The sequence below is a fragment of the Chryseobacterium mulctrae genome, from assembly GCF_006175945.1.
In the GTDB taxonomy this organism is placed as follows: Bacteria; Bacteroidota; Bacteroidia; order Flavobacteriales; family Weeksellaceae; genus Chryseobacterium; species Chryseobacterium mulctrae.
The window spans coordinates 2372665-2387389 of record NZ_VAJL01000001.1 but is presented as its reverse complement, the minus strand read 5'-3'; the positions used below and the strand labels follow the sequence as shown (position 1 = coordinate 2387389).

General features: G+C 31.9%; 11 protein-coding genes and 1 pseudogene. 6 read left to right on the top strand and 6 right to left on the bottom strand.

From position 1 onward, the window contains the following. Positions 1-109: 109 nt before the first annotated feature. Positions 110-541, bottom strand: coding sequence for a hypothetical protein (locus tag FDY99_RS10905; protein WP_139421429.1), 432 nt, complete (start codon positions 539-541; stop codon positions 110-112). Positions 542-667: 126 nt separating this feature from the next. On the opposite strand from FDY99_RS10905, the gene FDY99_RS10900 reads away from it, so the two are divergent. The 4 genes from FDY99_RS10900 (at position 668) to FDY99_RS10885 (ending at position 5363) form a co-directional block, all read left to right on the top strand. Next, positions 668-1249, top strand: a complete 582-nt coding sequence (locus FDY99_RS10900; RefSeq protein ID WP_116098341.1) for a hypothetical protein — start codon at positions 668-670, stop codon at positions 1247-1249. Positions 1250-1346: 97 nt separating this feature from the next. Continuing rightward, positions 1347-2495: a hypothetical protein gene (locus FDY99_RS10895; RefSeq protein ID WP_139421427.1), complete on the top strand. Its 1149-nt coding sequence runs from the start codon at positions 1347-1349 to the stop codon at positions 2493-2495. A 31-nt stretch (positions 2496-2526) separates the two neighbouring features. After that, positions 2527-3246, top strand: coding sequence for a hypothetical protein (locus FDY99_RS10890; protein ID WP_139421425.1), 720 nt, complete (start codon positions 2527-2529; stop codon positions 3244-3246). 365 nt (positions 3247-3611) lie between these two features. Then, positions 3612-5363, top strand: coding sequence for a UvrD-helicase domain-containing protein (locus FDY99_RS10885; RefSeq protein ID WP_139421423.1), 1752 nt, complete (start codon positions 3612-3614; stop codon positions 5361-5363). A gap of 99 nt (positions 5364-5462) precedes the next feature. On the opposite strand, the gene FDY99_RS10880 is transcribed toward FDY99_RS10885, so the two are convergent. The 5 genes and pseudogenes from FDY99_RS10880 to FDY99_RS10860 form a co-directional block, all read right to left on the bottom strand. Beyond that, entirely contained in the window at positions 5463-5816 is a 354-nt protein-coding gene (locus tag FDY99_RS10880; protein ID WP_139421420.1) for a transposase, read from the bottom strand. A 258-nt stretch (positions 5817-6074) separates the two neighbouring features. After that, positions 6075-6206, bottom strand: a pseudogene (locus tag FDY99_RS10875) (transposase); the annotation flags it as partial. 19 nt (positions 6207-6225) lie between these two features. Continuing rightward, on the bottom strand, positions 6226-6702 hold the full coding sequence (locus FDY99_RS10870) for an IS5 family transposase (protein WP_228448778.1): 477 nt from the start codon (positions 6700-6702) through the stop codon (positions 6226-6228). Positions 6703-6848: 146 nt separating this feature from the next. Beyond that, entirely contained in the window at positions 6849-8993 is a 2145-nt protein-coding gene (locus FDY99_RS10865) for a TonB-dependent receptor (protein WP_139421416.1), read from the bottom strand. 109 nt (positions 8994-9102) lie between these two features. Next, positions 9103-9867: an IS5 family transposase gene (locus FDY99_RS10860; RefSeq protein WP_139421414.1), complete on the bottom strand. Its 765-nt coding sequence runs from the start codon at positions 9865-9867 to the stop codon at positions 9103-9105. A gap of 779 nt (positions 9868-10646) precedes the next feature. Here FDY99_RS10860 and FDY99_RS10855 point away from each other — a divergent pair. Beyond that, positions 10647-12773: a catalase gene (locus FDY99_RS10855; RefSeq protein ID WP_139421411.1), complete on the top strand. Its 2127-nt coding sequence runs from the start codon at positions 10647-10649 to the stop codon at positions 12771-12773. A 155-nt stretch (positions 12774-12928) separates the two neighbouring features. After that, on the top strand, positions 12929-14644 hold the full coding sequence (locus tag FDY99_RS10850) for an FAD/NAD(P)-binding protein (protein WP_139421409.1): 1716 nt from the start codon (positions 12929-12931) through the stop codon (positions 14642-14644). Positions 14645-14725 lie beyond the last annotated feature (81 nt).

The window sequence follows — 14725 nt, the reverse complement described above, 5'->3', positions numbered from 1 at the left end:
GATCGAACTAATTCTTAAAAAACGATTACAAAACCCATTAATAAATCATGAAAATCACAGATTATTTTAAACTTGATTTTCATGATTTTAAACATTGTTCAATGTTATTTTATATTAAATAATCCTCTTCCTCCATATATTTTTTAATATCTTGTCCTTTAAAGATTAGAACCTCCGTAGAAACATCAAGGAAAGTTTTCTTCATCCGCTTCATATATATTTCTGGAAGAAATAAATTAAAGTGATAAGATTTCTGTTTATCATCTAGTTCATCGTTATAATCTAAAACACATTGAATTTTCATTGATTTTATATTTTTTGAATAATGTTTTAAATTTTGTGTTCTACGTAATTTATTGCTTATTGTTAGAATCAAGTAAAGCGAATCCTGCTTTTTTCCATTATTAAACACAGGATAATTTTTTTTCTCAATCATGTTTTCATACCATATCGAATCGTAGTTATAATAAATTAAAGTATATCCTTCATTTATTAAATTTACCATTTGATCATTTGCTAAAACTTCTATTTCTTTATACATATAAATTTTTATTTCCAACAAAAATAAACAATGGAGGAAAAAAAATAGATTTGCTAAATATTGCTAACTTTCAAAATCGAAATTTTTAGAAATAAATCTCAAAAAACGATAGGAAAAACCAAGATTATGGAGTTTATTCATTTCATAAGTAAATCAACTTTAGATAGCATAAAAAATAAAGGACTTCAAACCGAAAGTCACTATCAGGGTTTTGGAATTTTTATATATCCATTGATTAAAATTGATTTAAAAGCACCTAACGAGGAATTTGTTCCTGAAGAAAGAGAAATGAATTCTAATTTATCGATTGAAGAATTATGGGAAGGAATTGGTGCGTTACATATCAGGCAAGCAAACGAAAAAGTATTTGGCGTTGTTTTTAGTCTTAGTTCTGAATTTTGGCCAATGGAAATTAATATTGATGTGAGAAGTCATATATCGAAACAATTTGCGTTTGAATTTGATAAACTAAAGACAAATGATGTTTTCTATCAAAAAAATTTAAATTTAACTGAAGTTGTTGAAAGCATTTCAGCGACAAAGTATACCCTTGAAACGAAATTTAAGGTTATTTCGGAATCTGGCTTGAGATCATTAATTGAATGCTATAAAAAATCTGGTGGAGGAATCTGGGAAGCGATTTCAGTTTATTGTTTAATAACAAAAAATATTGAAGCGAACATGATAAAACGAATCGTAAAATTTTAAAACATCTGATCCGCCGCTGGCAGATATATTTATTAAAGGTAATCTCAAAAAACGATTATAAGAAATTGACTGAAAAACTTGACGCATTAACATTTATATGGATAATATTTACAAAAAACTAGAGACAATTAGGGATGTTTGGAATTTTAATATCTGGGATTATCCATATTGTCAAAGCGAAATAAATTTTAATGAAGATGCCAAAACAAATTATTTTGGTGATATGATGGGATATTTTTACGATACACTTGATATGCTAAAAATATCTGTTGATAGAAGCGGTCTGCCAGAAGTTTTTTCATATCATATTAGTTTACTACAGATTGTATATGTACAGCAAGACTTTATAGAGGATATGCTAAGATTGTTTTCAACTAATTTTAATAAGGGAGATTTAAAGAAAGATGAAAATTATGCAATTAATAGAGACATAAGAAATGAATTGGTGGGTCATCCTATTCGACGTGATAAAACAGGAAAACTAGTGTCTTCTACTTTATTTTCTTACGAGGCACATCAAGGGAAAATCGAATATCTCAGATATCATAAGGATAATGATTTTAGGTTTGAATTAGTAGAGCATAACATTAATGACGTTGTGAGCAGGCATGAACTTTTTTTGAATGCATGGTTAGATATAATTATTGAAAAATTGAGTTTAGTTGTTAGGAAACATAAATCAGAACTCAATAAAGTACTTAAAAAAGTATCAGACATTAGCAGATTTGAAAGTTTGATTAAATTATTAGAACAAAAATTTCAGCCATTCTTGAATGGAACATATCTGTACGACAGTAAATCGATTCTAAAGATTTTTAATATGCGCCAGGATCACCAACGGTATAATAATGTTTACGAAAAATTTCTTGAAGATTTAAATTTACATTTAGTTGATGCAATAAAATACTGCGATGATATCTTTACAAGGCGTTTCATTGTCTACGAGCCATTATCTATCATTGAAACACCCTTTTTTATTGATGTCGTAGGAGACAATTTAGATGAACCCCCTTCTTTAAATTTAATAAAACCAGTTAAGAATTTTAATTATGCTTTGCAAAAATTAATTGACCCACACAGAAGAAATTATAGTGATTTTGATTTTTTCAGTAGGTTAATTTCTTCGCAAACTAATGATGTTGATGTAGAAGCAGAACTTAAAAGAATGAGAGAAAATATTTTTGATGATGTAGAATATATTTCTTCTTGTAGATTAATCGAAAAAATATTAAAAAACGATGAATAACATCCTTTTAGAAATCTTAAATGACTCAAAAATGAACTTGACAGACATGACCTTGCGGTCTACTTTTGGAACAAGCTTTAATGAAACAACGTTCGACATTTCTCCAAAAGATTTTTTGAAGTTCGCAAAAGAAGATTTAAAGGAAGGAAATGAAAAAGGTTTTATAAATAGTATAACAAATTCAAAAAGAGCGATCGACTGCCAAATTGATCAAACAATCGAAACTCTAATTTCGAAGTATGAGAATTTTAATCCTATCATAAATGATTTTTTGCAATATTTCGAATTTGAATCTGATATTCCGATTAAGTTAAGAATTATTCACGCCCTTAACTTGGCTCCTAGTTTAATAATTTCAAAATCGCGAACGTTACGGAATAAGTTGGAACATATGTACAAGAAACCTGAGATTGATGATGTAAAAGAGGCTTTAGATGTCGCGGATCTTTTCATACGGTCGGTTACTGGTAAACTTGGAATGCTCTGGTCAGAATTTGAGATCGTCGACTGGAAAGATAATGAATTGACCTTTGAGTACTTGGAAAAACAGTTTAAAATAGGCTACAAAAAAGATCACAAACTTATTAAAACCTACTCTATTGATTCGAATAATTTAGAGTTTTATGGATTACTTAGGTTAATGATATCTAGTGAGGATGAAATAGAAATTGAAGAAACTTTCAAAATTCTTCTAAAACAAATAAATCATCCCATGCCTATTGATAAAATTAGACTATATCAAGGTGATTAACACATCGCCTGAAAGCGACTAAGCGAGACTGCTGATTTTCGGTAACAGGAAATTTGTTTTTACTAAGAAAGTTTTATCTTGGCAGAGAAAACCAGTCCGCTTGAATAGCAACATCACTTAAGCTGCAAAAGTTAGCAGCTATAAAAATAATCTCAAAAAACGATCAGTGAAAGAAATACTTATTAATACTCGGTCTGGAGTAAAATTATTTCTACACTAATACAGATGATATTAAATATTTTTGAGGTGCTGTAAACTAAAAAAAAGGCTCCATTATTTATGCATATCTACGCAAAACAGAAAGATATTCGGTATATAGTTATAGCCAATTATAAAAAATAGCCAAAAAACAAAATAATCACACAATGTCATTTATTCCAACTGTTGAACAGGAAAAAATTTTCCGCTTTTTTAATTCTGAACAAAATAATGGAATTATTGATGCCGTTGCAGGTTCAGGAAAAACATCAACATTAATTGAAGGGATTAAACATTTGCCTATTAACAAGAAAATTTTATTTTGTGCTTTCAACAAAAAAATTCAAACTGAAATAAGTCAAAAAGTACAGAATTTTTCAAGACCTGTATTCGTAAAAACAACTTATGCTTTAGGTTTAAATATTCTAAAAATGAATAACAATAAATTCAAAGATTGTAATATTGATGCCGATAAATATGATAAAATACTTTCTAAATACTTAGGAAAAGATCCTTTAAATGATTTACGTCAAAATGATGTGAAAGATGCTTTTGCTAAACTGAAAGAAACATTTGAAAAGAAGAAAAAATTAAAAAAAGAAATAGATTTCTCTGATCCGGAAGATTTTTCAAATTATAAAATGCGAGAGGTAGAGGAACTTTCTTTCTACGAAATTGCGGACAATAACTTCAAAAAATTGTTATCGTTATCTAGACTGACCTTAAGTTATAATCAAGGGAGAGAAGGAATTGCAAAGATTGCTAAATTTTACGGTTTAGATATAGATCTGAACTGTAATATAGAACTTGACTGTTATACAAAAATTGTTTCCTTAGTAATTAAAAAAGGGATTGAAAATGCAGAAAAAAATCAAAATATTGATTATTCGGATATGATATTTTTACCTGATGTTTTTAATTATACATCATTTTATAAATATGATATTATTTTCGTTGATGAATGTCAAGATTTATCGAATGCTCAATTAAAAATTGTGATGAAATATTACAAAAAGACAGGAGGTAGAGTTTTTGCTGTAGGAGATCCTTTTCAATCTATTTATGGATTTGCAGGTGCTTCACCAGAATCGTTCAATAATATAAAAAAACTATTAAATCCGGAAACTTTCAATCTGACAAATTGTTTTAGATGCAGTAAAAGTGTTGTTTCGTTAGCAAAAGACATTAGGGATGATATTTCTACTACAAATGTTCTTGAAGGAAAAGTAACAAAAATCGAATATAATGAAATCTTAAAAATTGTTCAACATAAGGATTTTATACTTTCAAGGTTTAACAAAGATATTGTACTTACATTCTTTAAATTAATAAGTTTGGGGAAAAGTTGTAAAATACTTGGTAAAGAAGAAATTCTTCAAGAGATAATAGATTTTATTCCCCGTAAATTCCACAAAAACCCTGATTTTTACGAAAATCTTATTGAAAATGTTGAGACAGTTTTAAACTCTTACAAAAGAAAGTTTTCGGATAATGAGACAAAAATTACAGTATTTGAAAGTATAAGAGATGTTATTATTTTTTCATATCACAATATTAAGGAAGCGGAAAATTTTAGTGATATGATTGAAGCTTTACGCAAACTTTTCAGTAATGAAAACGACGATAGCATAATTTTATCATCAATTCATAAATCTAAGGGTTTAGAATCTAAAAATGTTTTCATTCTCAATTATGACTCCTTACCTTTTATGCCAACAAAAGGAAATTTGCAGGATTGGCAGATATATCAAGAAAAATGCTTAAAATATGTCGCAATAACTCGAGCAGAGGTTAATTTGTATCAAGTTTTACCAATCCCAAAAGATTCAAATATTGACCAGACTATTATTAAAGCTGAAACAAATAATATGATAGAGAGCGAATTAAATATTTCTGAAATTAATAACTTACCTCTATAATTATCCTTTCTAGTAGTTTGCATACGAGATAAATATTTTTGTTAGAATCATTAGTATAAGTTAAGCCAATAAAAGATTATTACAATACTCATTAAAATCTCAAAAAACGATCACTTTTTTGCACAATTTTGCATCGGTAGGAAAAGAGGTATTATTCTCCTGAACGGTAGTATCGGACAAAACAAAATTTGAGGTGTTCGTCTTGGCATCGTGCATTCTTACGCTGTAGGCAAAGATTTTTTCGATACCTTTTTCGCCAATTCTTTTTCGGAAATGAACAAAATTACTCGGGTCACAAGGAAATTCGTGTTCAAAGAAAACCCTGCCACAAAAATACTGCATATAAGGATTCATGATCCAGGCTTTTTCCAACGTCTCATCGCCCAAATTATACAAATGTTTCAGTAGCAAACAACCCACCATAAACCGAATCGGATGGCTCGGATTGCCCACTTTGGAATACAAGGACGAAAATTCTTTCTCAAAATAATTTCAATCAATTTTTTCTGAAAGTAGAACAAGTTCATGCTCGTGGTCAATAAAATCCACCAACATTGGGCGGAATAATTCTGGCTTCTTTTCTGGATTTTTCCCCAACATATTTGCAAGGTTTTAAAGCTCTAAGATACAAATTCTTGCAATAAAAAACAAGCTATTTTAAACCCAAAATACTAATAATCAGTAAATTATAGGTGGTTTAAGGAGAGACTATTTACTCTTCCATTTGTAAAATGTCGGCTGGCTGATGCCGTGCTCCCGGCAGATCTCATTCACTGTTTTGCCTTGATTTTGTTCAGATAGAATCTTAATGATCTGAACTTCTGAAAATTTACTGTTTTTCATTGTCTTCCAAATTTAAAAACTATATTTTTAAATGTTCCGGTTTTTCGGGAAGATTACAATTGGCTACAGTAACCATTATTGCTAATAAAAATCCGTTTTTATCAACCACCACATGTCTTTTAATTCCTTTTACTTTTTTATTCCCGTCAAAACCATTTAATGAGCGGTTGTTTCCCCATCTTACACTCTGACTGTCCATTATGCCTAAACTCGGTTCTCTTTTTTGATTTCTTTTCAACCTGACTTTTTCCCGTAATTTCGAAAGAAGCAGATCAAAATCCTCTGCATTTGCCCATTTGCTGTAATAGTAATAGACCAATTCCCATTTCGGAAAATCATTGGGTAACATCCTCCATTGGCAACCGGTTTTCACCAAATACATTATGGCGTTCCAAATGGTTCTTAAACCATATTTTCGCTTTCTGTCATTGAGGTTCAAAGTCTTTTTTATAAATTGCCACTGATTGTCAGAAATGTTTGTCGAGTAATTTTTCACTGTAATTTAATTGATTAGTAACCAACAAGTTACGGAAAATAAACAACATAAACAACTGACAATCAGTTTTTTATAAGATTATTTTATAAAATAAACGCCGTACGAATTTTTCTAATTTAATTTTTAAACAGGCTCTTAATAATGCACTACCAGTATTTAAAACTTAATGTCAATGTATAATATCTTCCATTACCTCTTACATATTCAGCATCTCTTGCAGTGTACATAGATGTAGGAGTAAAATAGGTTTTATTAAACAGGTTCTCTACTCCCAGCCCTAACATTATAAACTGATTAAATTTATAACTTCCCTGAAAGTTGAATAGATTGAAAGATTCTACAGGCCCTTCTCCTTCTTCATATTTCCCAGATTTATCCGGAGAAAACCGATCCCTTTTGAATGAGTACATATGATATAGACCTAAATTCAGTTTTTTATCATCTGACATCCATTTAACATAAGAATTTAGTCTTGGCGGAGCAATTCTCAACCCGCTCAGATATTTTTGATAGGTATTGTCATTATTTACATCTACCTTCCCTTCCTGATAAGTATAATTCACGCCTATATTCAATCCTCTTGCCGGATAAACATTCATTACAAGATCTACTCCACTAATATATTGTGGTGCTCGCAATGGTGTCCAAAAACCATTCACAGAAACTAAATCTGCACCAAGCTTAGAGTAATTATAAAAATAACTTGCAGAAAAGTCTATAACTTTACCTATTTTACTATTAAAACCTATTTCGTAGCTGTCTACTACAACGGGTTCTGTGTTAATTTCGTTTAGCACATTACTTTTAGCATCTCTCAGTACACGTCCAAGATCATAAATGTTGAATCCTCTGGAATAGGATGTAAATGGCTGGAAATAGCTAAAGGCGGTATAACTAAGTCCGGCATTGTATGAGAAGTTTTTATACTTCAGACTTCCTCCCTGGACATTAAAAGCACTGTCTTTTCCGGAAGGAAGCGTTGTATAATCCGGAACTTTTATATTCATTAAATCCCAACGGCTTCCCATTTTTACTGTTAAATCTTCCGTAAGATATAGTTTACTTTGTATAAATGGTGCAAATGCCATCATATTCAATTCAGGAACCCATACTCTGCCATCTACTAATGGCTGCGTAGTATGTTCATTCAGTAAATCTATACCATAAGTAAGTGAAGCTTTTAATATACCTTCTTTTCTGAATTCTGTATTAAAGTCGGTACGAAAGCCATATTTCTTTTCCAGAATTGCAGATTGGCCACCTGTTTTCCAACGGGGAGCTTCTCTGTAGTCGTAAATTGTATAAAAGTCTTGAAAATAAACGGATGCATTGAACGATGTATTACGGAATATAGAAGTATTGCTATATTTCAAATAAGCGTTGTGATTATATTTAGTTCCTTCTTTTACACCAAGACTTTCTCCTATTTTACCAGTTGACGGCCTTTCACCATACTTTCCTTTATCCAGGATATATTTGGAATCCTGCAAACTAGAATAGTAATTGTACATCAATTCTATTCTGCTTTTGTCATTGAAGGAATAACCCAATTTTGCAAAGGCATTATTTACCTTTGTTTCACCAAGTCCATATCTGGGGTTTTGGACTAAACCTTCTCCATCTATCTTAACGCCATTCTCTGTGAAGGTTCCGTTTACCAGATAATCAAATTTGCCCAGCTTTCCATAAAAGCTCTGTGATATTCTATATCCGGCTCCTCCCTCAGATTTAAACATCTTGTTATTGAATAATTCATGCCCCGTAAACCCCAAGACAGTTTTTCCGGATATTGACTTTTTCGAATTATCTTTTTGAGTTATATAATTAATAATCCCTCCTTCTGCACCATTTCCATAAATAGATGTTGCTCCTTTAACAACTTCAATTCTTTCAAGTACAGAAGGATCTATACTTCTAATCTCTCTGTCGTTATTCCGAAGCGGGCTGGATTGTGGAATTCCGTCTATCATTATCAATACATTTCTTCCTCTTAATGTTTGCCCTCTGTTTCCGACCAGATTATTTCCAAAAGCCAATCCGGGAACCTGATAAGCAAGGATGTTACTAAGATCCGGAGAAATTGCAGCTTGCTCTTCAATTTCTTTACGGTTGACAATGTGTACTGTTGAGGCTGTTTTCTTTATTATCTCTGGTGTCCTGGTTACTGTTATAATGACTTCATCAAGCCTTCCTTGTTTAACAGAATCATTTACCTTAATAACATTTTTCTGGGCTTTTGCAATTCCCGATACAAGGAATACACTCCCTAAGCATAATAGTGTTTTTTTCATTTGGTAGTAGTGTGTAATTATTTTTATTTAGAATAAACAAAATTAAAAATTATTCATAATCTCGCAAAAGAAAATCTAATTATAATTTTACAATATAATAAGAGCCTGTTTAAATTTTATTCAATAAATTTTTTATAGTGGATAATTTTACCATATTTTCAGAATTTTCCATTAGTAATTCGTAATTCCTGCATAATCTCCTGTCGTTATCAAACCAGGAAAATGTCCGTTCAATAATCCATCTTTTAGAAAAGGGCTTAAAATCTGTTTTCTTTTCATCATTTCTCATCACCACATTGATTAGATAAGCAAACTTATTTTTCACCTGTTCTATGATTTCTCCTCTGTAACCTCCATCAGCAAGAATAATCTTCACAGGACTTAAGAAATATGCCAAAGTTCTCATGAGAAAATCAACAGCTTTACTGTCATGAACATTGGCTACAGTAACCATTATTGCTAATAAAAATCCGTTTTTATCAACCACCACATGTCTTTTAATTCCTTTTACTTTTTTATTCCCGTCAAAACCATTTAATGAGCGGTTGTTTCCCCATCTTACACTCTGACTGTCCATTATGCCTAAACTCGGTTCTCTTTTTTGATTTCTTTTCAACCTGACTTTTTCCCGTAATTTCGAAAGAAGCAGATCAAAATCCTCTGCATTTGCCCATTTGCTGTAATAGTAATAGACCAATTCCCATTTCGGAAAATCATTGGGTAACATCCTCCATTGGCAACCGGTTTTCACCAAATACATTATGGCGTTCCAAATGGTTCTTAAACCATATTTTCGCTTTCTGTCATTGAGGTTCAAAGTCTTTTTTATAAATTGCCACTGATTGTCAGAAATGTTTGTTGAGTAATTTTTCACTGTAATTTAATTGATTAGTAACCAACAAGTTACGGAAAATAAACAACATAAACAACTGACAATCAGTTTTTTTTATAAGATTATTTTATAAAATAAACGCCATACGAATTTTTCTAATTTAATTTTTAAACAGGCTCTATGATTTAAAAAATTAATTTTTAGAGACAAAAAAAATGCTTTTCTTTTTTATACCAATATGACTATCAATTTAATCTTGTTTCTATCATTAACGGGCGATCGAAAATTGCAGCTTATTAAAATTCGATCTTAAACAATGGAAAAAAACTTAATGAAATCAATCGCATTGATGAACTATTAAGTTCAAATGAGTTTTAAAATAGATGAGAATGATCAATCTGTTGTACTATTTATTATTCGGACGAAAATTTCACAAAAAAAATAATTCATACAATTTAAAAATGGCATTTAATTTGCCATGGTTAAAAAGTTAAATGATGCACCTTTCATGGTTAATCAAAATATGATTCTATGCGGTAAAATAATTTGGAGATTACATTGAGGATTGTTAGCAAAATGTAGAAATGATCCATTCTATTGTATAGGAATTTATTTATCCTACACCGAACTTTTCAGAGCACAGCATTAGTTTTGATTAAAATTGATTAACATAGCCCGTATGAGATGGATTTTAAATTAAATTTTTCTTTAAAATAAAAAGGATTGCTGGTTACTCCTTTGAAAGAAACGGAATATTACATGCAATTTTTAGGGATGTAGTCGAGCGAGATAAAAAAATCAAAGCAAATAAATATTATATTATGAAAAAAGAAAAACCAAATCACAGCGCAAAAATTGATGACCTTTCTAAAAACTTCATCTCGAACGACGGAAAGACATTCGTCTCGGAACACGGCATTCCTGTACATGATTCCCACAATTCTTTGAAAGCAGGAGAAAGAGGACCTTCCCTTTTAGAAGATTTTCTTTTAAGAGAAAAACTAGCACATTTCGACCGGGAAAGAATTCCAGAAAGAGTTGTGCACGCGAGAGCTGCGGCGGCGCATGGAATTTTCACCCTTCAAAAAGATATGAGCGAATATACGTCCGCCGATTTTCTCAATGGCGTTGGAAAAGAAACCCCCGTGTTTGTAAGACTTTCTACTGTAGCAGGATTTAAAGGTTCGACAGATTTGGCTCGAGATGTAAGAGGATTTGCAGTAAAATTCTATACCAACCAAGGTAATTTCGACCTCGTTGGAAATAATATACCGGTATTTTTCATTCAGGATGCAATGAAATTTCCGGATGTTGTGCATGCTGTAAAACCGGAACCTGATAACGAAATGCCACAAGCCGCATCCGCTCACGATACCTTCTGGGATTTTGTTTCTCTATCTCCGGAAGCCTCGCACATGATCATGTGGACGATGAGCGACAGAGCGATCCCGCGAAGCTTAAGAATGATGGAAGGTTTTGGAGTGCATACTTTCAAACTAGTAAATAAAAAAGGGAAAGCGCATTTTGTAAAATTCCACTGGAAGCCGGTTTTGGGTGTACATTCCGTTTGTTGGGATGAAGCGCAAAAAATTTCCGGGAAAAATTCAGATTTCCACCGTGAAGATTTATGGGAAAACATTGAAAAAGGCAATTTCCCTGAATGGGAATTTGGCGTTCAGATTATTCCTGAAGAAGATGAGTTTAAATTTGATTTTGACATTCTAGACCCTACCAAATTGATTCCTGAAGAATTAGTTCCTGTAGAAATTATTGGGAAGATGACTTTAAATAGAAATCCTGACAATTTCTTCGCGGAAAACGAGCAGTCCGCTTTCTCTCCGGGAAATATTGTTCCTGGGATTGATTTCAGTAATGATCCCTTATTGCAGGGAAGAATCTTTTCTTATCACGATACACAAATGCATCGATTAGGCGGTGCTAATTTCACTCAACTTCCAATCAACAGACCATTAAATGATGCTCATAATACACTTCGGGATGGTTTTGCACAGCATAGAATCTATAAAGAAAAATCGCATTACACTCCAAATTCGGTTGCAGGTGGCTGTCCTTTCTTAGCAAAAGCAACAGAAGGCGGTTTCATTTCTCATGGTGAAAAAATTGATGCACATATCATCAGAGGTAGAAGCGAAAGTTTCCGCGACCACTACAGTCAAGCAAAAATGTTTTTTAACTCCCAATCCACGTACGAAAAAAATCATATAAAAGACGCATTTTCATTTGAATTATCAAAGGTAAAATCCCCGGCAATTCGCGAAAGAGTCGTTCAGCAACTTAGCAATATCAGTTTAGATCTTTCATCGTATGTGGCAGAGAAATTAGGCTTAGAGGCACCGAAAGAAGCAGTACCAGTAGATAACCATGTACACAATGCAGACCAAAGTCCTGCAGATGTGGCATCAGTAATCAAAGAGCCGGCTACCAAAAAATCGGATGCTTTAAGTATGGCGAATACTAAAAAAGATAGTATAAAATCTAGAAAAATAGCGGTTTTTGTTACGGATGGTTTTGATGCTGGTTCTTTTGCCGAACTTAAAAATGAGCTAGAGAAGGAAGGAGCTGAAGCTTGCCCTATTGCTCCAAAATTAGGAAAAGTGAAAGATAGCGAAGGAAAGGAATTTGAGGTAAAGGACACTTACTTTAATACAGCTTCTGTACTTTTTGACGCAGTATATATTGTGGGCGGTGAGCAAAATTTCAAGGCGGTATCAGAAATTTCCAACGCAGTAGAATTTGCAAACGATGCCATCAAACATTGCAAAGTGATTGGCGGCTGTAATGGTTCTGAAATGTTTTATTCAAAGGCGCCACTTTTTGCAAAGGCAGGCAAAGACGATAATGCATTTATCCTGACTAGTGATGTTAAAAAATTTATAAATACTTTAAAACAACACAGAAATTGGGATCGAGAACCGAAACTAAAATAATAAATATCAGAATTTTAACTTACTGGTAATGTTATCATTTTAACCATATCCTTAAATATAAATTGAAACCTCTTTTGGTAAAATTATAATTTGAGGATATTTTTTTTATTTATTTGTCTTTATATATCTTTCAATAATAATTTTAAAATAACTCATTGGAAAATAATTCTATCCACAGTTCAACCATATCATTGATTGGTGGCGGACCTGCAGCACTTTTTATGCTGAAACATATTTATGAAAATAAACTTCAACTCAAAAAGATTTTTGTATTTGAACGAAACGAAAGATTTGGAGTAGGTATGCCTTATGGAAAATATGGCAGTAAAGAAGAACACGTGGCCAATGTTAGTGCAAACGAGTTGCCCGTATTATTCGAGTCTTTTACAGATTATATCAACAGAAAACCTGACCAAGGGTTTGAAGATTTTGTTAAGGGTGGAAATATTAATGAATATGAAGTAATTCCAAGACTTCTATTAGGAAATTATTTAGAGGAACAGTTCAAAATATATGTGTCTGAAATCATTAAAATGGGTGTTGAGGTAGAATTGTATTTAAATGTTAATGTTGAAAATATCAAAAATTACGGAGATAGTTTTCATATAATAACTGAAAGTGAAACCTGTAAGTCGGACTTTCTCGTTATTTGCACAGGCCATATGTGGAATAAAGATTTTGAAGGACAAGTAGAAAATTGGTTTGACTCCCCTTATCCGCCTTCAAAATTTGCAGGTACGATGAATTTTCCTGTAGCGGTTAGAGGTGCTTCACTTACTGCCGTTGATGCAATTAAAACCCTTTCGCGTTGCAACGGAACTTATAAGAAATTAAATGATGGTTCACTAGAATATATATTATCCGATGAAAGTCCAGATTTTAAAATACATCTTTATTCATTGTGTGGATTTCTTCCTGCTTTAAGATTTCATACAGAAGATGAAGCATTTGATACTAAATGGACAATGTCAAATGATGAGATACACCAATACAAAAATAAAAATGGTGGTTTTGTAGATTTAGATTATGTCTACAAAAAAAACTTTTTAGACCGATTGAAAGTTAAGGATGAGAAATTTTACGACAGGGTAAAAGATTTATCTATCGAAGAATTTGTGGAAGAAATGCTTAAAATCAGAAATGAGTTAGACAGTTTTGTATTATTGAAAGCAGAATTTACTGAAGCACAAAAATCAATAAACAGAAATCAATCGATCGTTTGGAAAGAAATACTTTCTGCATTTAGTTATGCGGTAAATTATCCTGCAAAGCATTTTCCTGCTGAAGATATGTTGCGATTAAAAGGTAAATTAATGCCTCTAATTTCTATTATCATTGCTTCGCTTCCTCAATCCTCGTATCATGAAATAATGGCTTTGTATCATGCAAATGTGTTAGAAAGCTTTTCCGTTGACCGAGATAGTGAAGTTGTTCCTAACGAAAATTTCGGTGCAGTGTATAAAATTGTTAAGAATGGAAAAACTCAGGAAGTAAAATACAATATGTTCGTGGATGCAATCGGGCAAAAGCCGATGAATTATGGAGATTTTCCGTTTGAAAGTTTAAAAGATGATCAATTGATTTCTACCGGATTTTTGTATTTTAAAGATCATAACGCAGCGGAAGAAGAAGTATCGAAAGGAAATCCAAATGTTAAACAGGATTCTACCGGCAAATATTATTTATTGGTCACAGGTTTAAATATCGGAGATCATTTTGAAAATAAAGATATTTATGCGGTAGCCAACAAAAGGTTTTATAATATGTCCGTTCCCTTTATTGGTGGTTTAAACCCAGATTATTCCGGTATGGATTTTTGCGATACATCAGCTGAAAGAATTGTGGATTCTATTTCAGAATTTATTTCTTGATTACCACAACTAATAATTTTTTTTAACCCATTAATTATCAAGGCTGCCTTCAAATTTTTCGTGCTACTATTAATATTCATA